We start from the raw sequence: 23,416 nt of genomic DNA, 5'->3' as shown, positions 1-23,416 counted from the left end.
TAGGGGGTAAAGGAAATGCAAAAGTACTATCAGTTCAAAGAATTGGGCACGAGTTATCGCCAAGAATTCTTGGGCGGTTTAACGACTTTTTTGGCCATGGCCTATATTTTGGTCGTTAATCCACTGACATTGTCTCTTTCAAGTATTAAAGGTCTTCCGGATTCTATGAGAATGGATTATGGTTCAGTATTCGTTGCGACTGCCATTGCGGCTGCAATCGGATCAATCGTTATGGGGCTGCTGGCAAAGTATCCGCTGGCTTTGGCACCTGGTATGGGATTAAACGCATTTTTTGCTTATTCTGTTGTGCTGGGAAGCAAAATTCCTTGGCAGCATGCACTTGGTGCGGTTTTCATTTCGGGTGTCTTTTTCTTTCTTTTAACTCTTACAGGACTTCGTGAAAAAATTATAAACGCAATTCCAGTTCAATTGAAGCATGCGGTGGGTGCGGGTATCGGTTTATTTATTACCTTTATTGGTTTTCAAGACGCAGGAATTATTGTGAAAAATGATGCTACGCTAGTTGGGCTTGGCGACTTATCAAAAGGGCCTACATTGCTTGCAATCTTTGGAATTGTCATTACTGTTATCATGATGACAAGAAAAATTAAAGGCGCAGTCTTTTATGGTATGATTGTCACTGCTGTTGTGGGCATGATTTTTGGTTTAATTGCTGTACCTCACAAAGTGGTCAGCGGCGTACCAAGTCTGCATCCGACTTTTGGTGCGGTATTCTCTTCCTTTGGAGATCATTCTTTCTGGTCAACAAGTATGATCGGCATTATTCTTACGTTTTTATTCGTAGATTTCTTTGATAACGCAGGAACCATAGTAGCCGTTGCCAATCAGGCTGGATTAATGAAGGATAATAAACTTCCAAACGCTGGGAAGGCATTGGTATCAGACTCTATCGCAACAATGGTCGGAGCTGTATTAGGAACTTCAACAACGACTTCTTTTATTGAGTCTTCTGCAGGGGTAGCTGCTGGCGCAAAAACAGGGTTTGCATCATTAGTAACAGCTGGATTATTCATTCTGTCACTGTTCTTTTTCCCGCTGTTATCCGTTATTACAGCACCTGTGACAGCACCTGCACTTATTATTGTTGGAGCTTTAATGGTATCATCATTGAGGCATATCGAATGGGATCGATTTGAAATTGCAGTCCCTGCCTTTCTAACTATGATTACAATGCCATTATCGTACAGTATCGCAACAGGGATCGCCATTGGATTTATCTTCTATCCGATTACAATGATCGTAAAAGGAAAAATTAAAGAGCTTAATCCTGTAATGTATTTCTTCTTTGTGATTTTCTTACTTTATTTCATTTTCTTAAAATAATGACTTAAGAGCCGCGACTTTTGTAGCGGCTCTATTTTATTTGGAACCAATATATTCTTTTACAAACACTCCCTTTTTGAATATAATAATTAATTTTATGGAGGAAAATATAAAATTGATTATCATACAACTTTTCGCTACACTAGAGTATGCACGAAATTTGTCGTTTTGGGGAGAAATATCATGGAAGCATTTGAGGTTAAAAAAGTCCTTAATAACAATGTTTTGATTGCCTCTCATCCTGAGTATGAGGAAATGGTCCTGATTGGCAAGGGGATTGGCTTTAATCGTAAAAGGGGCGATGCCATTACTCGAGAATCAGCGGAGAAAATGTTTGTGATGAAGAGTGAGAAGGAACAGGAGCAATATAAGAAATTGCTGCCGACAATTGAAAATGATATGCTTGAAATCATCATTTCTTCAATTGAATTAATTCGCAAGAGATCCTCTTCTATTTTAAATGAACATATCCATGTGGCATTAACCGATCACTTACTTTTTGCGATTAACCGTACTATTGCAGGTATGGCAATCAAAAATCCTTTTATTTCTGAGACCAAGATCTTATATCCCCGTGAATATGAGATTGCTCGGGAAGTAATTGAATTTATTAATGAGGCTGCCAATATTGATCTTCCAGAAGGCGAGATTGGTTTCATTGCTTTGCATATACACAGTGCGATTACCAATAAGCAATTATCGGATTTAAATCAGCACTCTCAATTAATTGCCAAATTGATTGAAACGGTTGAAGGTCAATTTAATATACAGCTTAATCGCGATCACATTAATTATATGAGGCTTGTACGCCATTTAAGATACACAATTGACAGGGTATTAAACGGGGACAAAGTAGAAGAACCAGAAAAAATTGCACTGTTCTTGAAAACAGAATATCCTTTGTGCTATAATCTTGCCTGGAAGCTGATAAAAATAATGCAACAAACATTGAAAAAGCCCGTCTATGATGCAGAGGTTGTCTATTTAACAATGCATCTGCAGCGTATTCAACATAAAATTAAATAGCATATTGAAATTATTTATTTTACGTGTTACTGATACGATCAGGCATGAGAGAAAAAGATGATTATGCAATGAGTATGTTTGGGGAACGATACCCGTATACTTATTTTTCATCTCTTTCCTCATGCCTTTTTTTTGTTTTATTTTGCATAAAAAGCGTGCATCTCAATGTTGTTGGATTTAAATTTTAGAGGGGGGTAAGACCTTGTTTAAGAAAATCTTTGGTGTGTTACAAAAGGTTGGTAAAGCACTTATGCTGCCGGTTGCTATCCTGCCTGCAGCAGGTATTTTGCTTGCAGTGGGTACAGCATTAACAAACCCGACGCTCGTAAATGTTGCTCCATTCCTTGACGCTGGCTGGGTGAAACAAATTGCAGCTATTATGGCAGGAGCCGGTGGAGCTGTTTTTAGTAACCTTGCGCTGTTGTTTGCAGTTGGGGTTGCTGTTGGTTTGAGCGGCGGTGAAGGTGTTGCCGGACTTGCGGCCATTGTTGGTTATTTAATTATGAATACGACCATGGGGGTTGCATTAAACCTTCAAATGTCTCAAGTAACTGGTGCTCATGTCAACCCTGCCTATGCTTTAGTCCTTGGAGTACCAACCCTTCAAACAGGTGTGTTTGGCGGTATTATTATTGGTATTGTGGCAGCTGCAATGTACAATAAATTCTTTGAAATTGAACTTCCATCCTATTTAGGATTCTTTGCAGGAAAACGATTTGTACCAATTGTAACAGCGGTCTCAGCTGTTGTTTTAGGGTTAGTTTTACTTGTAATATGGCCGCCAATTCAAACGGGGCTTAATAACTTCTCGAACTTTATGCTGAATTCACAGCCGACTTTGGCAGCATTTGTTTTCGGGCTTGTTGAACGTTCGCTGGTGCCATTTGGTCTGCATCACATCTGGTATGCTCCTTTCTGGTTTGAATTTGGTTCTTACACATCTAAATCAGGCCAGGTAGTTCATGGTGACCAAGCCATTTTTATGGCTCAAATAAAAGATGGTGTTAAACACTTGACAGCTGGTACGTTTATGGCTGGTAAGTTTCCTTTCATGATGTTTGGTCTTCCAGCAGCTGCATTAGCTATCTATCATGAAGCCCGTCCAGAACGTAAAAAGTTTGTTGCGGGGATTATGGGTTCTGCAGCGTTAACTTCCTTCTTAACTGGTATCACTGAACCAATTGAATTTTCATTCTTGTTTGTAGCTCCAGTGTTATTCGCAATCCATGCGGTATTTGCAGGTCTTTCTTTCATGGTTATGCAATTGCTGGATGTTAAGATTGGTATGACTTTCTCTGGCGGTTTAATTGACTTTGTATTATTTGGTGTTTTAAATCCACAAACTCATTGGTGGTGGGTTATTCCTGTAGGTTTAGTGTTTGCGGTTATTTATTACTTCGGATTCCGATTCGCTATCCGCAAGTTTAATCTTAAAACACCAGGTCGTGAAGATGTGGAAGAAGATGAGGCAGCTGGTGCAGCAAACGGCCCAGTGAATGACCTTCCTTATGAAATTCTTGAAGCAATGGGCGGACAGCCAAATATCGCTAGCCTTGACGCATGTATAACAAGACTTCGTGTTCAAGTTAAAGATGTGAAGGATGTTGATAAAGAACGTCTTAAAAAGCTTGGTGCTGCCGGTGTGCTTGAAGTGGGAAATAATATTCAAGCGATCTTCGGACCTAGATCCGATACCTTAAAATCACAAATGAAAGATATTATAAGTGGAAAACGTCCTCGTCCTGCGAAAACAAATCCGGATGTGGAAATACAGCAGCAAATTGAAGACGTTCAGCCGGGTGTATTGCAAACAGATGTAAAAGACCAGAATATCCATGAAGAATATGTTTCACCATTAATGGGAGAACTAAAACCAATTACTGAGGTACCTGACCAAGTATTCTCTGGGAAAATGATGGGCGATGGTTTCGCTATTCTTCCTACAGAGGGCACGATTGTATCACCGGTAAAAGGTAAAATTGTAAATGTATTCCCAACAAAGCATGCTCTGGGCATTGAATCTGCTGGCGGCAGAGAAATTCTGATTCACGTAGGAATCGATACCGTAAACTTAAAAGGTGAAGGCTTCGAAACCCTCGTGAAAGAAGGGGACAGCGTTGAAGCTGGACAACCTCTGTTAAATGTTGACCTTGAATTCTTAAAGAGTAAAGTTCCTTCTATTATGACTCCGATTGTTTTCACCAACCTGAAAGAAGGAGAAAAAGTAGTATTAGAAAAGCCAGGAAAAGTTGATTTAGGGGAAAAAGCAATTATCTCTATTCAATAATGAAAGGAGCCGTTTCCTATTTAATAGGAAACGGCTCTTTCTTTGCGTTTTTAAGTACAAAGTTATGTGGAATTTATCAAAGCCTAGTACCAAAGAAATAAAAAGTATATAAAATGTTGATGTATCAAAGGAACTTTAGTACAGTAAAGGCTGAAAGGGGTCAGACCCCTTTAGTGGAGTACAGCGCTGCAGTCGCTTTTTTTCTGTGTTCGTTTAAGATTTAGTTATAAGTGACATAGTGATTAGTAGTAGTTTTTTTGTTGGAAAGAGGTGGTGAAAGTGTTGCATAATAGTGTTGTCATGGTCCTGATTATTTTTATCATTAATGTGGTGTATGTATCTTTCTTTACCATGAGGATGATCCTCACCCTGAAGGGGTACCGCTATATCGCTGCATTTGTCAGCATGATCGAGATTGTCATCTATATAGTAGGGCTTGGTCTGGTACTGGGTAATTTAAATCATATACAAAATATTATTGCTTATGCAGTTGGTTATGGTACGGGTGTCATCGCGGGAATGAAGATTGAGGAGAAGCTGGCTCTCGGTTACATTACCGTAAATGTTATTACGAAAGAATATGATAAAGATCTTCCAAAACAGCTGCGTGAGAAGGGATATGGTGTGACAAATTGGGCTGCTGAGGGGCTGGAAGGAGACCGTATGGCCCTGCAGATTCTTACTCCCAGAAAGTATGAGTTAAAGCTATATCAAAACATTAAAGAATTGGATCCTAAAGCGTTCATTATTGCTTATGAACCAAAAGCAATTCATGGCGGTTTTTGGGTGAAGCAGGTTAAGAAAGGGAAACTGCACATATGACAAAAAAGAAAAAGCAATTTGAAGTACAAGAAAATGAAACGATTTCCGATTGTTTAGACCGAATGAAAAAGGAAGGCTATATGCCGGTACGAAGAATGGAGAAGCCGATCTTTGAAGAAGTGAAGGAGGCGGGAGAAGTAAACTACCGGCCGATTGCTCAAAAGATTGTCTTTGAAGGATTATTAATGGAGTAAAACACGAACAAAAATAATAGATTTTATCGTTTTGTTCGATTTTTTCTTGTTGACGTACATAGAAGCACCTGTTAAGATGGAAGTGTCAAAGTGAATAGCACCCTCATATATAATGGGAATATGGCCCATACGTTTCTACCCAATTACCGTAAATAATTGGACTATGAGGGAAAGTAGAGATTTTGGGGACATGTCATGTAGAATGATGTCTATTTCGGTGTCCTGCCAGATGAATTGCTTTCTCTCATTGAAGAAGAAGGCCGTTTATCTGGTTTTTTTATTTAACGGCTTTTTGTTAAACTTTGCTGCTATATAAGATGCATCATTTTGTAAAGGTTCCTTTTTAAATGGAAGATAGGGACCATGGCGGCGGTTTTAGATTATGTAAAAAAATTCATATAAAAACACTTTTTATCTTAACTACAGAAGAAAAATGGAGGAATAAGATGAACGCCAAAATAGGTGTGATTATGGGCAGTGTCTCGGATTGGGAAACAATGAAGCATTCCTGTGAAATACTAGACGAATTAGGCATTCATTATGAGAAAAAAGTTGTTTCAGCGCATCGGACACCGGAGCTAATGTTTGAATATGCTGAGTCTGCGTTGGAACGGGGAATAAAAGTGATCATTGCCGGTGCAGGCGGTGCGGCACATTTGCCTGGCATGGTGGCTGCCAAAACAGTGCTTCCCGTTATTGGGGTTCCGGTGCAATCCAAAGCGCTCAACGGCCTCGATTCATTGCTATCTATTGTACAAATGCCTGGAGGTGTACCAGTTGCTACCGTTGCAATTGGCAAAGCCGGGGCAACAAATGCGGGGCTTTTGGCTGCCCAGATCCTTGCTGTAGAGGATTCTGAGCTTTCGAAAGCATTAATAAATCGAAGAGCAGAAATGAAAAATATGGCGTTGGAAAGCAGTGATCAGCTTGTCTAATCAATTTATTGCACCAGGACAAACCATTGGAATCATAGGCGGAGGACAGCTGGGCAGAATGATGGCATTAGCAGCCAAGGAAGCAGGATTTAGGGTCGTAGTTCTGGACCCGTCCCCGGATTCCCCATGCGGACAAGTGGCAGACCAGCAAATTATCGCTTCCTACCATGATGAATCTGCTTTGGAGGAACTTGCTGAAAAGTCGGACGTCATCACCTATGAGTTTGAAAATATCGATTACAAAGCGTTAAAGAAGATCTCTCAAAAGTCTTATATTCCTCAAGGGGCGGAATTGATCCGGATTACACAGGATCGGATTATTGAGAAAGCAGCCATTGAGGAAGCCGGCATCAAAGTGGCCCCATACAAAGTGATTGATTCACTTGAATCATTAAGGGAAGCGGCTCATCATCTTGGGTTTCCATGTGTATTAAAAACAGCCAGAGGCGGCTATGATGGGAAAGGGCAATATGTGATGCATACACCGGAGGAGATATCCGAGGCTTCCATTTTGCTTAGCCATGGCAGCTGTGTACTGGAAGCGTGGGTTCCTTTTGAAAAAGAAGTCTCCGTGATTGTGACAAGAAATCCGTCTGGGGAAATGAAATGCTTCCCAATGGGGGAAAATATACATGTCAATAACATTCTTCACCAGACTATTGTCCCGGCAAGAACAGAAGATACAATAAAGGAAAAAGCCTCAGACATTGCCATTGCACTTGCTGGCCACCTTCAGCTTGTAGGAACGCTGGCAGTCGAGATGTTTGTCACAAGGGATGGTTCCGTTTTTGTAAATGAACTGGCCCCAAGACCTCATAATTCAGGCCATTATACCATTGAAGCCTGCGAGATTTCACAATTTGCACAGCATATTAGAGCTATTTGCAGCTGGCCGTTAAAAAGTACTGAATTATTAAAGCCTGCTGTGATGGTTAATATATTGGGTCAGCATACAGAGGAACTGTATACGTGGATTTCCCGTCAGCCTGAATGGTCCATCCATTTGTATGGAAAAGAAAAAGCGAAGGCAAACCGCAAAATGGGTCATATTACTACCTTAACGAATGATATGGAAGCCACGTTAAAAGAACTGAATGAGCATGAGATTTGGAAGATTCCTGTTCGTTAAATACAGAGGAAACTGGAGGCATTGTAACATGATTGAACGTTATACACGCCCTGAAATGGGATCAATTTGGACAGAAGAAAACCGCTTTAACGCATGGCTGGAGGTAGAAATCCTTGCATGCGAAGCATGGGCTGAGCTAGGGGATATACCGAAGGAAGACGTTCAAAGAATTAGGGACAATGCTACCTTTAGTGTTGAGAGGATTAAAGAAATAGAAGAAGAAACACGACATGATGTTGTAGCTTTTACCCGGGCAGTTTCCGAAAGCCTTGGTGACGAAAAGAAATGGGTTCATTATGGATTAACGTCTACGGATGTTGTGGACACCGCCCTTTCATATGTATTAAAACAAGCAAACTCTATCCTTCTGAAAGATCTTGAGAAATTCATTGAAATCCTTCGCGTAAAAGCAATGGAGCATAAATATACCGTTATGATGGGGCGTACACATGGGGTACATGCAGAGCCGACCACATTTGGATTGAAAATCGCACTCTGGTACGAAGAGATGAAGCGCAACCTGGAACGTTTCAAGCAGGCAGCTGCCGATGTAGAATTCGGAAAAATTTCAGGAGCAGTCGGTACGTATGCCAATATCAATCCATTCGTTGAACAGTATGTTTGTGAAAAATTAGGGCTGCAGCCAGCCCCAATTTCAACCCAAACGCTTCAGCGCGACCGTCATGCTTATTACATGGCAAGCATCGCTCTTATTGCGACATCGATTGAAAAATTTGCGGTGGAAATCCGCGGGCTGCAAAAAAGCGAAATCCGTGAAGTAGAAGAATTTTTTGCAAAAGGCCAGAAAGGGTCTTCCGCTATGCCGCATAAGAGAAATCCCATTGGCTCAGAAAATATGACAGGGATGGCCAGAGTGATTCGCGGTTATATGACCACTGCCTATGAAAACGTAGCTTTATGGCATGAAAGAGATATTTCACATTCCTCTGCTGAACGGATTATTTTACCGGATGCCACCATTGCCCTTAACTATATGCTGAACCGATTTGGAAATATCGTTAAAAACTTGACGGTTTTCCCTGAGAATATGAAACGCAATATGGATAAAACACTTGGACTTATCTACTCTCAGCGTGTCCTCCTTGCTTTGATTGATGAAGGCATGTCGCGCGAGGCTGCATATGATACCGTTCAGCCAAAAGCGATGGAAGCGTGGGAAACTCAGGTTCCTTTCCGTCAGTTAATTGAAGAGGATCCGACTGTACAAGCTAAATTATCACCTGAACAAATAGCCGACTGCTTTGATTATCATTATCACCTGAAGCATGTTGATACCATTTTTGACCGCTTAAAATTAAACGAATAAGGTACCGGGTGATTCGGTGCCAGCTGCCGAATCACCTTATTCTTTGGCTTTGTTAAAGGAAACTGTTGTTTTTTAGCTCATTGGTGTGAAACTCCTGCTTTTACACGAATGAGCTAATAAACGAGAGTGATCAACATTGAAATTTAATTGGCCTATTCTTTAAAAAAGGGGAGCTGCACCATGGAGAAAAATAGGTTGTTGTACGAAGGAAAAGCGAAACGCATTTATTCTACTGATCAAGAATTGGTTGTGCGTGTGGAATACAAGGATTCCGCAACAGCATTTAATGGTGAGAAAAAATCCGAGATTGCCGGTAAGGGTGTCTTAAATAATGAGATTACAAGCCTTATTTTCGCACTATTAAAAAGTAAGGGAATTAACAGTCACTTTATTCAAAGGTTATCGGAAAAAGAGCAGCTGGTTCAAAAAGTTGACATTATTCCTTTAGAGGTAGTAGTAAGAAATGTGATAGCCGGGAGCCTTTCGAAACGGCTTGGCCTTGAAGAAGGAACGGGTTTAAAAGAGTCGATTGTAGAATTCTACTTTAAAAATGATGAGCTCGGTGACCCTCTTGTAAATGAGGATCATATTCTCACTCTTGAAATTGCAAGTTTGCCAGAATTAGATATTTTGAGGGCTCAGGCTTTAAAGATTAACGAAGAACTTAACAAGCTTTTCCAAAGCATTGGGGTGCGGTTAATTGACTTCAAGCTGGAATTTGGAAAGGATGCTGATGGTTTTATTATACTGGCTGATGAAATTTCGCCGGATACATGCCGTCTCTGGGATGCCGATACAAATACAAAGCTTGATAAAGATGTTTTTCGCAGGGATTTAGGAGATTTAACCAAAGGGTACCAGGAGATATTAAACCGCTTGAGAGGAGCAGCTTCCCATGTATAAAGTAAAAGTGTTTGTTACATTAAAAAACAGTGTGCTCGATCCGCAGGGGTCAGCCGTTATGAATGCACTACACAGTATGAATTATCAGGATGTTCAGGATGTACGTATTGGAAAATTTATGGAACTCTCTATTGAAGCTTCAGAACGCAATATAGATGAATTAATCAATGAAATGTGCCAGCGTTTGCTGTCGAACCCGGTCATTGAAGATTACCGCTATGAGATAGAGGAGAGTGTACCGAAGTGAATTTTGCTGTCATCGTGTTCCCGGGCTCAAATTGTGATATTGATATGTTTCATGCGATTCAGGATGAACTGGGTGAGGAAGTTGAATACGTCCGCCATGACGCAGAGGATTTAAGCGGCTTTGACGGTATCCTTCTTCCTGGAGGATTTTCCTATGGCGATTATCTCCGTTCAGGAGCCATTGCCCGTTTTTCAAATGTAATGAAAGAAGTGGTGAAGGCAGCTGAAGCAGGAAAGCCTGTCCTAGGGGTATGCAATGGGTTTCAAATTTTATTAGAATCAGGGCTTCTTCCAGGAGCGATGAGAAGGAACGAGCACCTGCAATTTGCCTGTGATACTGTTCAGCTAACGGTGGAAAATACAGATAACTTCTTCACTTCCCTTTATTCAAAAAATGAAGAAATCAACATTCCCATTGCCCATGGAGAGGGAAATTACTATTGTGATGAAGCGACACTTGCAGCACTTAAACAAAATGGACAGATCGTTTTTACGTATAAAAATAACCCAAATGGCAGCATAGCGAACATTGCGGGCATTACAAACGAACAGGGAAATGTGCTGGGAATGATGCCCCATCCTGAAAGAGCAGTGGATGCACTGCTCGGAAGCGCCGATGGTTTAAGGCTTTTTCAATCAATCGTGAAAAATTGGAGGGAATCACATGCCGTTAATGCTTGAACCGAATCCGTCAGACATCAAAGAACAAAAAATCTACCGTGAGATGGGATTAACCGACGAAGAGTTTGCGATGATTGAGTGTCTATTGGGCAGATCGCCAAATTATACCGAAACCGGCCTGTTCTCGGTAATGTGGTCAGAGCATTGCAGCTATAAGAATTCAAAGCCAGTACTCAAAAAATTTCCGATTACAGGAGAAAAGGTTCTGCAGGGGCCTGGAGAAGGAGCTGGCATTGTTGATATCGGCGACGGCCAGGCGGTTGTGTTCAAAATTGAGAGCCACAACCACCCTTCGGCGATTGAGCCTTATCAGGGAGCGGCAACAGGTGTAGGCGGGATTATCCGGGATGTGTTTTCCATGGGAGCCAGGCCGGTTGCCATGCTGAACTCTTTGAGGTTCGGGGAGCTTGAATCCCCCCGTGTCAAATACCTGTTCAAAGAAGTTGTAGCAGGAATTGCGGGGTATGGCAACTGTATTGGAATACCGACAGTCGGTGGGGAAATCCAGTTTGATCCCTCCTATGACGGAAATCCGCTTGTTAATGCAATGTGTGTCGGGTTGATTGACCATAAGGACATTCAGCAGGGAAAGGCGCATGGTGTTGGAAACACGGTTATGTATGTTGGGGCAAAAACAGGGAGAGACGGCATTCATGGTGCAACCTTTGCATCGGTTGAGCTAAGTGAAAAGTCAGAAGAAAGCCGTCCTGCTGTTCAAGTGGGGGATCCCTTTATGGAGAAGCTGCTGCTTGAAGCCTGTCTGGAGCTCGTCCAATATGAGTCTCTTGTCGGCATTCAGGATATGGGAGCTGCCGGACTAACGAGTTCCTCTGCAGAGATGGCGAGTAAAGCGGGTTCGGGAATTGAAATGAACCTGGACTTAATTCCACAGCGGGAAATCGGAATGACGGCTTATGAGATGATGCTTTCAGAATCCCAGGAAAGAATGCTGATTGTCGTTAAAAAAGGGCATGAGCAGGAAATTAAGGATTTGTTCTCACAATATGGGCTTGAAGCCGTAGCTGTAGGCAAGGTAACAGAAGCAAAAACGTTAAAGCTTACCCATAAGGGCAATGTGGTGGCGGATGTGCCTGTCGAAGCACTGGTGGATGAAGCTCCGGTTTACACAAAGCCATCAAAAGAGCCAGTTTATTATCGGGAATTTCAAGCAATGAAGGAAGAGATTCCTGCAGTAATAGATTACAAGGATACATTATTAAATCTATTAAAACAGCCTACCATTGCAAGCAAGGAGTGGGTTTACCGCCAGTATGATTATCAGGTCCGTACGAATACGGTGGTCGCTCCGGGCTCAGATGCAGCTGTCGTCCGCATCCGCGGAACGCGCAAAGCCTTAGCAATGACGACAGATTGTAACTCCCGTTACGTATACCTTGATCCGGAAACAGGCGGTGAGATAGCCGTAGCAGAAGCAGCTAGAAATATTGTCTGCTCCGGTGCAGAGCCGCTTGCCATTACGGACAATTTAAATTTTGGAAATCCTGAAAAACCTGAAGTGTTCTGGCAAATGGAGAAAGCGGCAGATGGAATCAGCCGTGCATGTGAAGCACTTCAAGCACCGGTTATCGGCGGAAATGTTTCACTTTACAATGAGACGACAAAAGAAGCTGCCGGGGGCAAGGGGGAAAGCAGCCAGGTAGCTATCTATCCAACACCGGTTATTGGTATGGTCGGATTGATTGAGGATTTGGACCATATTACGACTCAATTTTTTAAAGCAGCCGGGGATTATATTTACGTAATAGGTGAAACAAAAGCAGAGTTTGGCGGCAGTGAACTGCAAAAGCTGTTGTTTGGATCCATATCCGGGAAATCACCTTCTATTGATTTGGAAATAGAACAGAAACGCCAGAAGCAATTGCTTGCAGCGATCAGAAATGGACTTGTTTCATCAGCTCATGATATTTCAGAAGGCGGGGCAGCCGCTGCCATTGCTGAATGCTTATTTGGAACAGGCTTTGGGGCAGAGGTTACACTTGCTGGCAATCCAACAGCTGCTTTATTCAGTGAATCGCAATCAAGATTTATCATATCTGTTTCAGCGGACAAAAAAGCTCAATTTGAAGAGATGATGGAAGATGCCGTGAATATTGGGCAGGTTGTCCAAACGGGCATTCTTACGATTACAGGGGAGAACGGAGAAGTTTTAATTGAAGCAAACATCCAGGAATGCGAGGATGTCTGGAGAGGAGCTATTCCATGCTTGCTGAAATAAAGGGGTTAAACGAAGAGTGCGGTGTATTCGGGATTTGGGGACATTCCGACGCTCCGCGCATCACGTATTATGGGTTACACAGTTTGCAGCATCGTGGTCAAGAAGGTGCGGGAATCGTTGTTACGGATGGGGAGAGATTACAAGCCACTAAAGGGGAAGGGCTTGTCACGGAAGTTTTTACAGAAAATAAGATTCAGGGTTTAAGAGGGCGCTCAGCAATCGGTCATGTACGATATGCGACAGCAGGCGGCGGAGGAATCGAAAATGTCCAGCCGCTCCTCTTTCACTCTCAAAGCGGCAGCCTTGCTATGGCGCATAATGGCAACCTTGTGAATGCCAATGCCCTGAAGCATCAGCTGGAGATGCAGGGAAGTATTTTTCAAACGAGCTCGGATACAGAGGTTTTGGCGCACCTAATGAAGCGCAGCGGATTTACATCGATGAAGGATCGATTAAAAAATGCTCTTACTATGATTAAAGGAGCCTATGCTTTCTTAATCATGACGGAAACGGAGATGCTGGTGGCATTAGATCCCAACGGTCTGCGTCCGCTCTCCATTGGGAAAATTGGGGATGCATACTGTGTGGCATCGGAAACCTGTGCCTTTGATATCACGGGTGCCGAGTTTATCCGCGATGTAGAGCCAGGAGAATTGATTGTCATCAATAATGAGGGTATTTCCTCTGAGCCATTTACTTATTCAACAGACAGTGCCATCTGTACGATGGAATATGTTTATTTTTCAAGACCAGACAGCAATATTCACGGAATTAATGTGCATTCAGCGCGAAAAAGAATGGGGAAAAAGCTCGCGCTGGAGGCAGGAATTGAAGCCGATGTTGTAACGGGTGTTCCTGATTCAAGTATTTCTGCAGCCATCGGTTTTGCAGAGAGCGCCGGAATTCCCTATGAAATGGGACTGATCAAAAACCGATATGTCGGCCGGACCTTTATCCAGCCATCACAGTCTCTTCGTGAACAGGGTGTGAAGATGAAGCTTTCGCCAGTCCGCGGTGTAGTAGAAGGAAAGCGGGTTATTATGGTGGATGATTCGATTGTGCGCGGAACAACGAGCCGGAGAATTGTCACAATGCTAAGGGAAGCAGGCGCAAAAGAAGTCCATGTCTGCATCAGTTCACCGCCCATGAAAAATCCATGCTTCTATGGAATTGACACATCCACACATGAAGAACTCATCGCCTCAACCCATACAGTCGAGGAAATTTGCGAAATCATTGGTGCGGATTCACTCACCTTCTTAAGTGTAGAAGGAATGGTGGAAGCAGTTGGAAGAAAAGGTTTTGAAGACAGCAATTGCGGTCAGTGCTTAGCCTGCTTTACAGGCAAGTACCCTACGGAAATTTATCCGGACACAGTACTTCCACACGAAAAGGAGCTTGTCCGTTAAGAAGGGAACCACACCTTACGGGAAATGTGTAAAACGATACGGAGGGATATAGAGTGGCAAATGCTTACCGGCAAGCAGGTGTAGATATAGAAGCGGGCTATGAGTCAGTAGAGAGAATGAAAAAGCATACGGCAAGAACAGCCCGCGCTGGTGTATTGGGCCAGGTTGGCGGATTCGGCGGCATGTTTGATTTGTCTGCCCTGAATTTAAAGGAGCCTGTGCTCGTGTCAGGAACAGATGGGGTTGGAACAAAGCTGAAGCTTGCCTTTATGATGGATCAGCACGACACGATTGGAATCGATTGTGTGGCTATGTGTGTCAATGATATTGTCGTTCAGGGTGCAGAGCCGCTTTATTTTTTAGATTATATTGCATGCGGAAAAGCTGTACCTGAGAAGATTGAACAGATTGTAAAAGGAATAGCAGATGGCTGTGTACTGGCAAACTGTGCACTAATTGGCGGAGAAACAGCAGAAATGCCCGGCTTGTACGATCTGAATGAATATGATTTAGCCGGATTTTCGGCAGGCGCCGTAGAAAAACAGAATCTTATTACCGGCGAGCACATCACCGCTGGCGATGTGCTCATCGGTCTTGCTTCAAGCGGCATTCACAGCAATGGCTATTCGCTCGTTCGAAAAATTTGCTTTGAACAAAATGCTTTTTCTGTCAACGAAACATTTCCGGAGCTTGGATGCACATTGGGCGAGGAGCTTTTAAGGCCAACCAGAATTTATGTAAAGCCTGTTCTTGAAGCTATGAAAGAGTGGCCGATTAAAGGGATGGCCCATATTACAGGCGGCGGTTTTATCGAAAATATTCCAAGGATGCTTCCTGAACACCTTGGAGCGAGCATTGAGCTTGGATCCTGGCCAATACTTCCCGTTTTTGAATTCCTCGGACGTGAGGGAGGATTGGACAGGAAGGAATTGTTTAATATCTTTAACATGGGTATCGGCTTTGTGCTGGCCGTTAAGGAAGAACACGCGGAAAAGCTGATTTCCTTCTTTAATCAGCAGGGGGAGAAAGCGTATAAAATCGGCTCGATTGTGGAGCAGACAGGCGTACATTTTGCAGAAGGAAATGACAGGCAATGATGAAAATAGCCATTTTTGCATCGGGAAGCGGAAGTAATTTTCAAGCCATTCAGGATGAAATCAAGAAAGGCAGGCTGGATGCGTCGGTAGAGCTGCTGGTATGCGACCGCAAGGAAGCCTTTGTTATCGAGAGGGCCCTTCAGGCTCAGGTACCAGTGTTTTCTTTCAATCCAAAGGAGTATGGCTCCAAAGAGGAATTTGAAACAGAAATTGCGGAGGAACTAAGGAAAAGAGATGTAGAGCTTCTGGTTTTGGCCGGCTATATGAGATTAATAGGCCCTACCCTGCTAAGGGCCTACCCCGGCAGAATTGTGAATATCCATCCATCTCTTTTGCCTTCGTTTCCGGGCAAGGATGCCATCAGCCAGGCCATAAGCGCTGGCGTGAAAGTAACGGGGGTAACGGTGCACTTTGTGGATGAAGGAATGGATACAGGCCCTATTATTGCCCAAGAGGCTGTTTCTATTTTTCAAGGCGAGGGCGCAGAGGATGTGGCAGCGAAAATCCATGCAGTTGAGCATCGCCTTTACCCTGAGGTTTTGGGCAGATTTACAAAAGATGTAGAGTTCGATGCGACAGGCCGTTTCACCCGAATGAGTTAAAAACAACATGATCCTTTAAGAAAGCCATGTAAGGCGCTTTTCGTAAACCTTGTTGTGTAAAAAATTTAACCACAAGTCCTGTTTTGTGAATTGTCAATAGCTCACGAAAAGACATGATTAAAACACGAATCTATTAGTTCACGAAAACAACAATCAATGCGAAAAAATGCCAATAACAAACACCATCGTCATTTTACCAAGGAGGCGCAGGCAGTATGAAAAGAGCACTAATCAGTGTATCAGATAAAACAGGTGTAACGGAATTTGCCAATGAACTTGCAGCATTAGGCTTTGAGCTTGTTTCCACAGGAGGTACCAAAAAAGCATTGGAGGATGCAGGTCTTAAGGTAATTGGGATTGAGGAAGTAACGGGTTTTCCCGAAATGCTTGAGGGCAGAGTCAAAACCCTTCATCCGTTTGTACATGGAGGCCTTCTTGCAAAACGTATTCCTGAACATCAGGCACAGCTGGATGAACAAGGAATTTCCCTGATTGATCTTGTTTGTGTAAATTTATATCCTTTTCAGCAAACAATCGCAAAGCCAGAGGTTACAGTAGATGAAGCGATTGAGAACATTGATATTGGCGGTCCTTCCATGCTTAGATCGGCTGCGAAAAATCATGAGTATGTAACAGTGGTAGTGGATTCAAGTGATTATGCAGGTATTTTAAAAGAGCTGAGGGAGCAGGGCGGAGTTTCAAAGGAAACAAACCGGAAGCTTGCTGCAAAGGTCTTCCGCCATACAGCGGCTTATGATGCCATGATAGCTGATTATATGACAACCCTTTCCGGTGAAGAACAGCCTGAGCAGATTACGGTTTCCTATCAGTTGAAGCAGCCGCTTCGCTATGGAGAAAATCCTCATCAAAAAGCCGCCTTTTATGTCAATTCTTTAGGTTCCAAATTTTCCATTGCCCATGCCAAGCAGCTGCATGGCAAAGAGCTGTCCTTTAATAATATTCGCGATGCAGATGCTGCTCTGCAAATGGTAAAGGATTTTGCGGAGCCGGCAGCTGTAGCCGTTAAGCATATGAATCCATGCGGAATTGGAGTGGGGGCAACAGCGGAAGAAGCCTTCCAGCGTGCTTATGAAGCAGATTCAAAATCCATCTTTGGAGGAATTGTTGCCTTTAATATGCCTGTAGATAAAGGGACGGCATTAAAGCTTCATGAAATTTTCCTTGAAATCGTGATTGCCCCAGATTTTACAGAAGAAGCTCTGGAGGTTTTAACTGCCAAAAAGAATCTTCGCCTGCTTACTGTGCCGTTCAATGAAAAAACAAAACGGGAATCCATTTATACCTCAGTAGAGGGCGGATTGCTTGTGCAGGAACAGGATACCTATTCATATGAGGATGCAGACATTACCGTTCCTACCAAACGCCAGCCGACTGAGCAGGAATGGAAAGCCCTAAAGCTCGGCTGGAAAGTGGTAAAGCATGTGAAGTCCAATGCTATTGTGGTGGCAAACGATAAAATGACAGTAGGAATTGGTGCCGGCCAAATGAACCGTGTAGGTTCCGCTGAAATTGCCTTGACCCAAGCAGGAAGCCAAGCTAAAGGAGCGGCTCTGGCTTCAGATGCATTCTTTCCAATGGATGACACGGTTGAAGCTGCAGCAAAAGCTGGCATTACTGCCATCATACAGCCGGGAGGGTCCATCCGCGATGAGGACTCCATCAAAAAAGCGGATGAGTACGGCATCACAATGGTATTCACAGGCGTTCGCCACTTTAAGCATTAAGCTTTGTAAAAGAACTCTATTGTTTACTCGTGTGAAGCTGCGGTTTCACACGTTTTCAGTTCAGAAGAAAGTTCACTGAGTTAAACAATGAGCAGTGATCAACATGGAATATTAAAAGAGCAAAGCATCAAGATAAATACGTTTGCAATGAGTTCAGGAGAGGGGAAGTTAGGAAAATGAAGATACTTGTTATCGGAAGAGGCGGCCGTGAGCATGCCATTTGCAGAAAACTGAATGAAAGCAGCAGGGTAACCAAGGTTTTCTGTGCGCCAGGAAACGCAGGAATTGGAATGGATGCAGAGCTTATTTCCATTACAGAAAGTGACTTTCCGGCTATGATCTCTTTTGCAAAGGAAGAGCAAATCGATTTGACCATCGTAGGCCCCGAGGATCCTTTAACAGCAGGCATCGTGAACGCATTTGAAGAAGAGGGTCTTTGTATATTTGGCCCTACAAAAGAAGCGGCAATGATTGAAGGAAGCAAAGCCTTTGCAAAAGACCTCATGAAAGCCTACAACATCCCAACTGCTTCGTACCGTGTGTTTAATGATTTGTCTGCCGCAAAGGAGTATGTGGAGGCGTATGGCGTTCCCATTGTCATTAAAGCGGACGGCCTGGCAGCAGGCAAAGGCGTAACAGTCGCGTTTACTTTAGAAGAAGCGATAGCAGCTCTTGACGATATCATGGCCAGCGGAAAGTTTGGAGATGCGGCGGCAGAAGTCGTAATAGAAGAGTTTCTTGAGGGCGAAGAGTTTTCATTGATGGCTTTTGTAAAAGGAGAAAATGTATATCCAATGGTGATTGCACAGGATCATAAACGTGCCTTTGATGGAGATAAAGGCCCAAATACAGGCGGAATGGGTGCCTATTCTCCTGTGCCCCAGATTTCTGATGAAGCAGTCGCGTCTGCTGTAGATACAATCTTAAAGCCTGCAGCAAAAGCATTAAAGGAAGAAGGGAAAAGCTTTACAGGCATATTGTATGCAGGATTGATATTAACGAATGAGGGTCCTAAGGTTATAGAGTTCAATGCAAGATTTGGAGATCCAGAAACACAGGTGGTTCTTACAAGACTGGAATCTAATCTTGAAACCATCATCCTGGACATTCTTGAGGGAAGAGAGCCTGACATTAAATGGTCACCTGAGGCAGTTGTTGGCGTGGTAGTGGCATCAAAAGGATATCCAGGACAATATGATAAAGGCGTTCGTCTTTCCGGTATCGAATCTCTTGGTAATCACGTGGAAGTTTTTCACGCGGGTACTCAATTAAATGAGGAAAAGCAGCTTGTTTCAAACGGCGGCAGAGTCCTTGTGGCAGCAGCCAAAGGCAAAACGGTTGAGGAAGCAATCGCAAAGGTCTACACTCACCTGGATAATCAATCGCTTGACCACTTTTTCTACCGCCATGACATCGGTAAGAAGGCTTTAAAAGTATAGTGAAAAAGGTGCTGCAGAAAATTGAGCTTTCTGCAGCGTTTTTTTGTCTTTGATAGGGAGGATGAAGGACGTAAGGTTTAGGAGTTTATCGGGAAAAGTCCTTCATAGAGAGGATGAAGGACAAAATGGTGTGGAGTATGGCGAGAAAAGTCCTTCATAGAGGAGATGAAGGACAAAACAGGCTGGAAATTAACGAGAAAAGTCCTTCATAAGGTAGATGAAGGACAAAACAGGCAAGAGAACAACGGGAAAAGTCCTTCATAGAGCGAATGAAGGACAAAACAGCCTGGAAATTAACGGGAAAAGTCCTTCATAAATTGAATGAAGGACAAAACAGGCAAGAGAACAACGAGAAAAGTCCTTCATAAAGTGAATGAAGGACAAAACAGGCCAGAGATTAACGAGAAAAATATTGGAGACTATAGTGTAACAATTTGTGCTCTGTTATTAATGGCAGCAAAAGGTGTAAAAGTCCTATTTAGAAAAGTGGAATGAGTAAATCCCTGCACACCAATAGAACAAAAAGCTAAAAAACAAATGACTGGTGAGAAAACCCCTGCAATAATAACTGTGCATTTGTAAACATTGAAGAAGTTTTAGGGATAGGCCGCTAATTGATAAAAAGCCATTCAGTTTATTCCAGTTGAAAAAATTAAAAATCACTGAAATCGAGATTTTGCTTTTGTTCTTTAGTATGAGTATGGTTTTGTTGTTGATCAGGGCTAGCATGATCATTGTGAGTATTTCTATTGGTGTTGTGTCCGTTTTGGTAATCGGCTGACTGGATTAATGCTGTCAAAGGACAATAACGGACAATTCCTTCCGCTACCTTCATGGCCCCCATCATTGCCATCAGCAGATAGGAACTTCTCCATGGCCTTTTCACAAGTTTGGAAGTAGACCATGCAAGAACGGTTAGTCCGCATGTAATGCGAATCATCGCATTTATAATTCCAATATTTTGAGTTATTTTCATTAATCTCAAACTCCTTTACAAAGTTTTCACAATTATTCACAAAACTTTAGTGCTTTAAACAGCGAAATATGTTAAAGTAAAAGGTAAAAAATAGGTTGGCTCCCTAGGGAGGGATTTTATGTTAGACCAACGCTATCGATGGAAAAATAGGCAGCTGCGAGAGCATGTAGCCGTTTTAAATGGAAAAAAATCACCTACATTACTTTTAAAAAATGCCCGATTCCTGCACTCTGTGCTACGCCAATGGATTAAAGGGAACATTTGGATTTATGAAGACCGGATTGTATACGCAGGAGAAGCTGTACCGATGAATCTCTCGCAGTGTGAGGTTGTCGATTGTTCAGCCTATACCCTGGTACCTGGATACATAGAGCCCCATGTTCACCCGTTTCAATTATATAATCCCCAGACATTTGCCCGATATGCATCCCAAACCGGCACAACCACTATGATAAATGACAATCTTATGCTTGTTTTGCAATTAGGAAAAAAGAAAGCGTTTTCGTTGTTGAAAGAGCTGAGAAGGTCCCCTGTCACTATGTTTTGGTGGAGCCGATTTGATTCACAGACTGAGCTTGGAACAGAGGAAACGGTGTTTTCTCATGATGAAGTGAAAGCATGGCTGGAGCATGATGCAGTTCTCCAGGGAGGGGAATTGACCGGCTGGCCAAAGCTTTTAGATGGAGATGACCTAATGCTTCACTGGATACAGGAAGCAAAAAGGATGAGGAAAAAAATTGAAGGGCATTTTCCTGGAGCTTCTGAGAAAACGCTTGCAAAAATGATGGTGCTCGGAGCGGATTGTGATCATGAAGCCATGACTGGTGAAGAGGTATATAATCGATTAATTCAGGGCTATATGGTGTCGCTAAGGCATTCGTCCATCCGTCCGGATTTACCGGTCCTTCTTCAGGATATGAAAAAACTTGGGATAGATCAGTACAGCTCCATGTTTTTCACCACGGATGGCTCCACACCAGCCTATCATGAGCAGGGTGTTCTGGATATGATGATCAGGATTGCGCTTGACCATGGCGTTCCGTTGATAGATGCCTACCATATGGCTTCGTACAATGTAGCAAATTATTATCAAATTTCACATATTCACGGCATGATTGCGACTGGAAGGGTAGCCAATATCAATTTTTTAGAAGATGTACAAAATCCTACTCCTGTTTCTGTCCTGTCAAAGGGAAAATGGCTGAAAAGAGATGGGCAAGAAATAGATGGGCAAAGGAGTCTTGATTGGAAGGAACATGGATTCCCTCCTTTGAATTTACAGTGGGATATCAGTATGGATGACCTTCAATTTTCGATGCCATTTGGGATTGAGATGATTAATGATGTAATCACAAAGCCCTATTCAGTGACCTTTGACCTTTCCGTTGAAGAACTGCCGGAGAATCATGATGAATGTTTTCTTGTATTGATGGACCGGCAGGGTAAATGGCGAATTAATACGATGATTAAGGGATTTGCCCGCAACATTGGTGGACTTGTTTCATCTTTTTCCACAACTGGAGATATTCTGTTGATCGGAAAGAGAAAGGCAGATATTATAGCGGCCTTTAATAGAATGAAGGAAATTGGTGGAGGCATTGTATTAGCAAGCCGAGGAGAAATTCTGCATGAGCTGCCTTTAACATTAGCCGGCTTGTCGTCTGATAAAGAGATGGGAATTCTTATGGAAGAAGAAAAAGAAATTAAAAAGCTGCTTGGTGAAAGAGGCTATCAGCACAATGACCCTATCTACTCTCTTTTGTTTTTGTCTGCCACGCATCTACCATATGTAAGGATTACACAGCGGGGCATGTATGATGTGATGAATAAAACTGTACTCTTCCCGTCAATAATGCGTTAAAATAGTAACGTAATACAGTGCCAAAATGTTTGTGAATAAATAGATAGAGAAAACCAAAACCATTAAACCTCGCCGGGGGGATTGGGGAGAAAAATGCAAAATAGGTATTTTGTATGGATTTTTACCTTTCTGTTTATGTTGTCAGCTTGCAGCCACAAGGACCCAAATGCCGGGCAAACGAAACGAGCAAATCCCTCTGCAAAAACAGCTGAGAATCATCATGCAGAGAAGGATTTTCAATTTCCTTTGACGGGAGAAAAAACGGGTCAGGAGTCATCTAGCCGGGCTGTCGCCGTTATGATCAATAACCATACCAAAGCTCGCCCTCAATCTGGTATCGCTGAGGCTGATATTGTTTATGAGGTGCTGGCTGAAGGAAATATTACCCGGTTTTTGGCCATATTTCAAAGTGAAAAACCAAGGAATATTGGCCCGGTAAGAAGTGCAAGAGATTATTTTATCCGGCTTGCTAAAGGCTACGATAGTTTTTATGTGGCACACGGCTACAGCCCTGAGGCTAAAAAAATGCTCCAGCAGGGTTTCATTGATAACATCAATGGGATCCAATATGACGGGACTTTATTTAAACGCTGGAGTGCAAGGGTAGCCCCGCACAATTCGTACATTACTTTTCAAAACATTGAAAAGGGAGCAAAGCTAAAACATTATGAAATGAGCACACCGCCAGCCCCGCTGTCATTTGATTCCAATAAAGAGATAGGCGAATTGACAGGCACCGATATAACGAAAGTCAAGATTACCTATTCACAGGATCAGGACTATAACCCTGTGTTTCAATATGATGCCAGTTTAAAAAAGTTTAAACGGTATTCAGGAGGAGTGCAGACGGTTGATCTTGAAACGAAAAAGCCGGTGCTGATTGATAATCTGTTTATTCCGGTAATGGAGCACAAAAGAATTGACAGCTATGGAAGACTTTCCATTAATTTGACTTCTGGAGGAAAAGCCTATCTTGTCCAAAGAGGAAAGCTTCGTGAAGTAGAATGGCAAAACGATGGCGGAAGGATTCTTCCATATGAAAATGGAAGTCCCATTAAGCTGATTCCGGGAAAAACCTGGATCAGTATCATACCAGATGCCGGCAGGGTTACGTATACTAAGTAAAATAATATAGAGTACACAGCATATTCGTGTAT

General features: G+C 42.7%; 20 protein-coding genes and 1 riboswitch. Of the genes, 19 read left to right on the top strand and 1 reads right to left on the bottom strand.

Annotated elements, in window-relative coordinates; genetic code table 11:
* The first annotated feature begins 15 nt into the window (after positions 1–15).
* The 17 genes from A5N88_RS14135 to purD all read left to right on the top strand — a co-directional run bounded on the left by A5N88_RS14135 (position 16) and on the right by purD (position 19,422).
* On the top strand, positions 16–1,344 hold the full coding sequence (locus A5N88_RS14135; protein WP_066267197.1) for an NCS2 family permease: 1,329 nt from the start codon (positions 16–18) through the stop codon (positions 1,342–1,344).
* A gap of 183 nt (positions 1,345–1,527) precedes the next feature.
* On the top strand, positions 1,528–2,370 hold the full coding sequence (glcT, locus tag A5N88_RS14130; RefSeq protein ID WP_066267196.1) for a glucose PTS transporter transcription antiterminator GlcT: 843 nt from the start codon (positions 1,528–1,530) through the stop codon (positions 2,368–2,370).
* 202 nt (positions 2,371–2,572) lie between these two features.
* On the top strand, positions 2,573–4,657 hold the full coding sequence (gene ptsG, locus A5N88_RS14125) for a glucose-specific PTS transporter subunit IIBC (protein ID WP_066267194.1): 2,085 nt from the start codon (positions 2,573–2,575) through the stop codon (positions 4,655–4,657).
* A 279-nt stretch (positions 4,658–4,936) separates the two neighbouring features.
* A complete protein-coding gene (locus A5N88_RS14120) occupies positions 4,937–5,479 on the top strand; it encodes a DUF2179 domain-containing protein (protein WP_066267192.1) in 543 nt (180 codons plus the stop codon).
* Entirely contained in the window at positions 5,476–5,673 is a 198-nt protein-coding gene (locus tag A5N88_RS14115) for an NETI motif-containing protein (protein ID WP_066267189.1), read from the top strand. Before A5N88_RS14120 ends, A5N88_RS14115 begins: the two co-directional genes overlap by 4 nt.
* Before the next feature lie 83 nt (positions 5,674–5,756).
* Positions 5,757–5,857, top strand: a riboswitch (purine riboswitch).
* A 262-nt stretch (positions 5,858–6,119) separates the two neighbouring features.
* Complete coding sequence (purE, locus tag A5N88_RS14110) at positions 6,120–6,608, top strand: 5-(carboxyamino)imidazole ribonucleotide mutase (RefSeq protein ID WP_066267186.1); 489 nt, start codon at positions 6,120–6,122, stop codon at positions 6,606–6,608.
* Complete coding sequence (gene purK, locus A5N88_RS14105; RefSeq protein ID WP_066267184.1) at positions 6,601–7,737, top strand: 5-(carboxyamino)imidazole ribonucleotide synthase; 1,137 nt, start codon at positions 6,601–6,603, stop codon at positions 7,735–7,737. Before purE ends, purK begins: the two co-directional genes overlap by 8 nt.
* Positions 7,738–7,765: 28 nt before the next feature.
* The gene (purB, locus tag A5N88_RS14100; RefSeq protein WP_066267181.1) at positions 7,766–9,064 is read left to right on the top strand and encodes an adenylosuccinate lyase; all 1,299 of its coding nucleotides are present in this window, start codon (positions 7,766–7,768) and stop codon (positions 9,062–9,064) included.
* A gap of 180 nt (positions 9,065–9,244) precedes the next feature.
* On the top strand, positions 9,245–9,967 hold the full coding sequence (purC, locus tag A5N88_RS14095) for a phosphoribosylaminoimidazolesuccinocarboxamide synthase (RefSeq protein WP_066267179.1): 723 nt from the start codon (positions 9,245–9,247) through the stop codon (positions 9,965–9,967).
* Complete coding sequence (gene purS, locus A5N88_RS14090; protein ID WP_066267177.1) at positions 9,960–10,214, top strand: phosphoribosylformylglycinamidine synthase subunit PurS; 255 nt, start codon at positions 9,960–9,962, stop codon at positions 10,212–10,214. The genes purC and purS overlap by 8 nt, the downstream gene beginning before the upstream one ends.
* Entirely contained in the window at positions 10,211–10,894 is a 684-nt protein-coding gene (purQ, locus tag A5N88_RS14085; RefSeq protein ID WP_066267175.1) for a phosphoribosylformylglycinamidine synthase subunit PurQ, read from the top strand. Before purS ends, purQ begins: the two co-directional genes overlap by 4 nt.
* A complete protein-coding gene (purL, locus tag A5N88_RS14080) occupies positions 10,878–13,130 on the top strand; it encodes a phosphoribosylformylglycinamidine synthase subunit PurL (protein WP_066267173.1) in 2,253 nt (750 codons plus the stop codon). Before purQ ends, purL begins: the two co-directional genes overlap by 17 nt.
* A complete protein-coding gene (gene purF / locus A5N88_RS14075) occupies positions 13,115–14,539 on the top strand; it encodes an amidophosphoribosyltransferase (RefSeq protein ID WP_066267170.1) in 1,425 nt (474 codons plus the stop codon). Before purL ends, purF begins: the two co-directional genes overlap by 16 nt.
* 53 nt (positions 14,540–14,592) lie before the next feature.
* Positions 14,593–15,636: a phosphoribosylformylglycinamidine cyclo-ligase gene (gene purM / locus A5N88_RS14070; RefSeq protein ID WP_066267167.1), complete on the top strand. Its 1,044-nt coding sequence runs from the start codon at positions 14,593–14,595 to the stop codon at positions 15,634–15,636.
* On the top strand, positions 15,633–16,238 hold the full coding sequence (purN, locus tag A5N88_RS14065) for a phosphoribosylglycinamide formyltransferase (protein ID WP_066267165.1): 606 nt from the start codon (positions 15,633–15,635) through the stop codon (positions 16,236–16,238). Before purM ends, purN begins: the two co-directional genes overlap by 4 nt.
* A gap of 215 nt (positions 16,239–16,453) precedes the next feature.
* Positions 16,454–17,983, top strand: a complete 1,530-nt coding sequence (gene purH / locus A5N88_RS14060) for a bifunctional phosphoribosylaminoimidazolecarboxamide formyltransferase/IMP cyclohydrolase (RefSeq protein ID WP_066267155.1) — start codon at positions 16,454–16,456, stop codon at positions 17,981–17,983.
* A gap of 176 nt (positions 17,984–18,159) precedes the next feature.
* Positions 18,160–19,422 carry a phosphoribosylamine--glycine ligase gene (purD, locus tag A5N88_RS14055; protein ID WP_066267152.1) on the top strand — a complete coding sequence of 421 codons (1,263 nt, stop codon included), beginning with the start codon at positions 18,160–18,162 and terminating at the stop codon, positions 19,420–19,422.
* A gap of 652 nt (positions 19,423–20,074) precedes the next feature.
* Here the strand turns inward: purD and A5N88_RS14050 are convergent.
* Positions 20,075–20,398 (bottom strand): YgaP family membrane protein, encoded by a 324-nt coding sequence (locus A5N88_RS14050; RefSeq protein ID WP_066267150.1) that lies wholly within the window; start codon positions 20,396–20,398, stop codon positions 20,075–20,077.
* A 118-nt stretch (positions 20,399–20,516) separates the two neighbouring features.
* On the opposite strand from A5N88_RS14050, the gene A5N88_RS14045 reads away from it, so the two are divergent.
* Positions 20,517–22,259 carry an adenine deaminase C-terminal domain-containing protein gene (locus tag A5N88_RS14045; RefSeq protein ID WP_066267144.1) on the top strand — a complete coding sequence of 581 codons (1,743 nt, stop codon included), beginning with the start codon at positions 20,517–20,519 and terminating at the stop codon, positions 22,257–22,259.
* A gap of 93 nt (positions 22,260–22,352) precedes the next feature.
* Complete coding sequence (locus A5N88_RS14040; protein WP_066267140.1) at positions 22,353–23,384, top strand: DUF3048 domain-containing protein; 1,032 nt, start codon at positions 22,353–22,355, stop codon at positions 23,382–23,384.
* The last annotated feature ends 32 nt before the right edge of the window (positions 23,385–23,416 follow it).

Source organism: Heyndrickxia acidicola, assembly GCF_001636425.1.
GTDB classification, from domain to species: Bacteria; Bacillota; Bacilli; order Bacillales; family Bacillaceae_C; genus Bacillus_AE; species Bacillus_AE acidicola.
Note: the sequence above shows the minus strand (reverse complement) of the source record. Positions and strands in the feature narration are given on the sequence as shown.

Bases quoted from the DNA above. Each gene is read 5' to 3' on its own strand.
- A5N88_RS14135 (WP_066267197.1), top strand. From the start codon at position 16: ATGCAAAAGTACTATCAGTTCAAAGAATTGGGCACGAGTTATCGCCAA.
- glcT (WP_066267196.1), top strand. From the start codon at position 1,528: ATGGAAGCATTTGAGGTTAAAAAAGTCCTTAATAACAATGTTTTGATT.
- A5N88_RS14115 (WP_066267189.1), top strand. From the start codon at position 5,476: ATGACAAAAAAGAAAAAGCAATTTGAAGTACAAGAAAATGAAACGATT.
- purE (WP_066267186.1), top strand. From the start codon at position 6,120: ATGAACGCCAAAATAGGTGTGATTATGGGCAGTGTCTCGGATTGGGAA.
- purB (WP_066267181.1), top strand. From the start codon at position 7,766: ATGATTGAACGTTATACACGCCCTGAAATGGGATCAATTTGGACAGAA.
- purC (WP_066267179.1), top strand. From the start codon at position 9,245: ATGGAGAAAAATAGGTTGTTGTACGAAGGAAAAGCGAAACGCATTTAT.
- purS (WP_066267177.1), top strand. From the start codon at position 9,960: ATGTATAAAGTAAAAGTGTTTGTTACATTAAAAAACAGTGTGCTCGAT.
- purL (WP_066267173.1), top strand. From the start codon at position 10,878: ATGCCGTTAATGCTTGAACCGAATCCGTCAGACATCAAAGAACAAAAA.
- purF (WP_066267170.1), top strand. From the start codon at position 13,115: ATGCTTGCTGAAATAAAGGGGTTAAACGAAGAGTGCGGTGTATTCGGG.
- purN (WP_066267165.1), top strand. From the start codon at position 15,633: ATGATGAAAATAGCCATTTTTGCATCGGGAAGCGGAAGTAATTTTCAA.
- purH (WP_066267155.1), top strand. From the start codon at position 16,454: ATGAAAAGAGCACTAATCAGTGTATCAGATAAAACAGGTGTAACGGAA.
- purD (WP_066267152.1), top strand. From the start codon at position 18,160: ATGAAGATACTTGTTATCGGAAGAGGCGGCCGTGAGCATGCCATTTGC.
- A5N88_RS14050 (WP_066267150.1), bottom strand. From the start codon at position 20,398: ATGAAAATAACTCAAAATATTGGAATTATAAATGCGATGATTCGCATT.
- A5N88_RS14045 (WP_066267144.1), top strand. From the start codon at position 20,517: ATGTTAGACCAACGCTATCGATGGAAAAATAGGCAGCTGCGAGAGCAT.
- A5N88_RS14040 (WP_066267140.1), top strand. From the start codon at position 22,353: ATGCAAAATAGGTATTTTGTATGGATTTTTACCTTTCTGTTTATGTTG.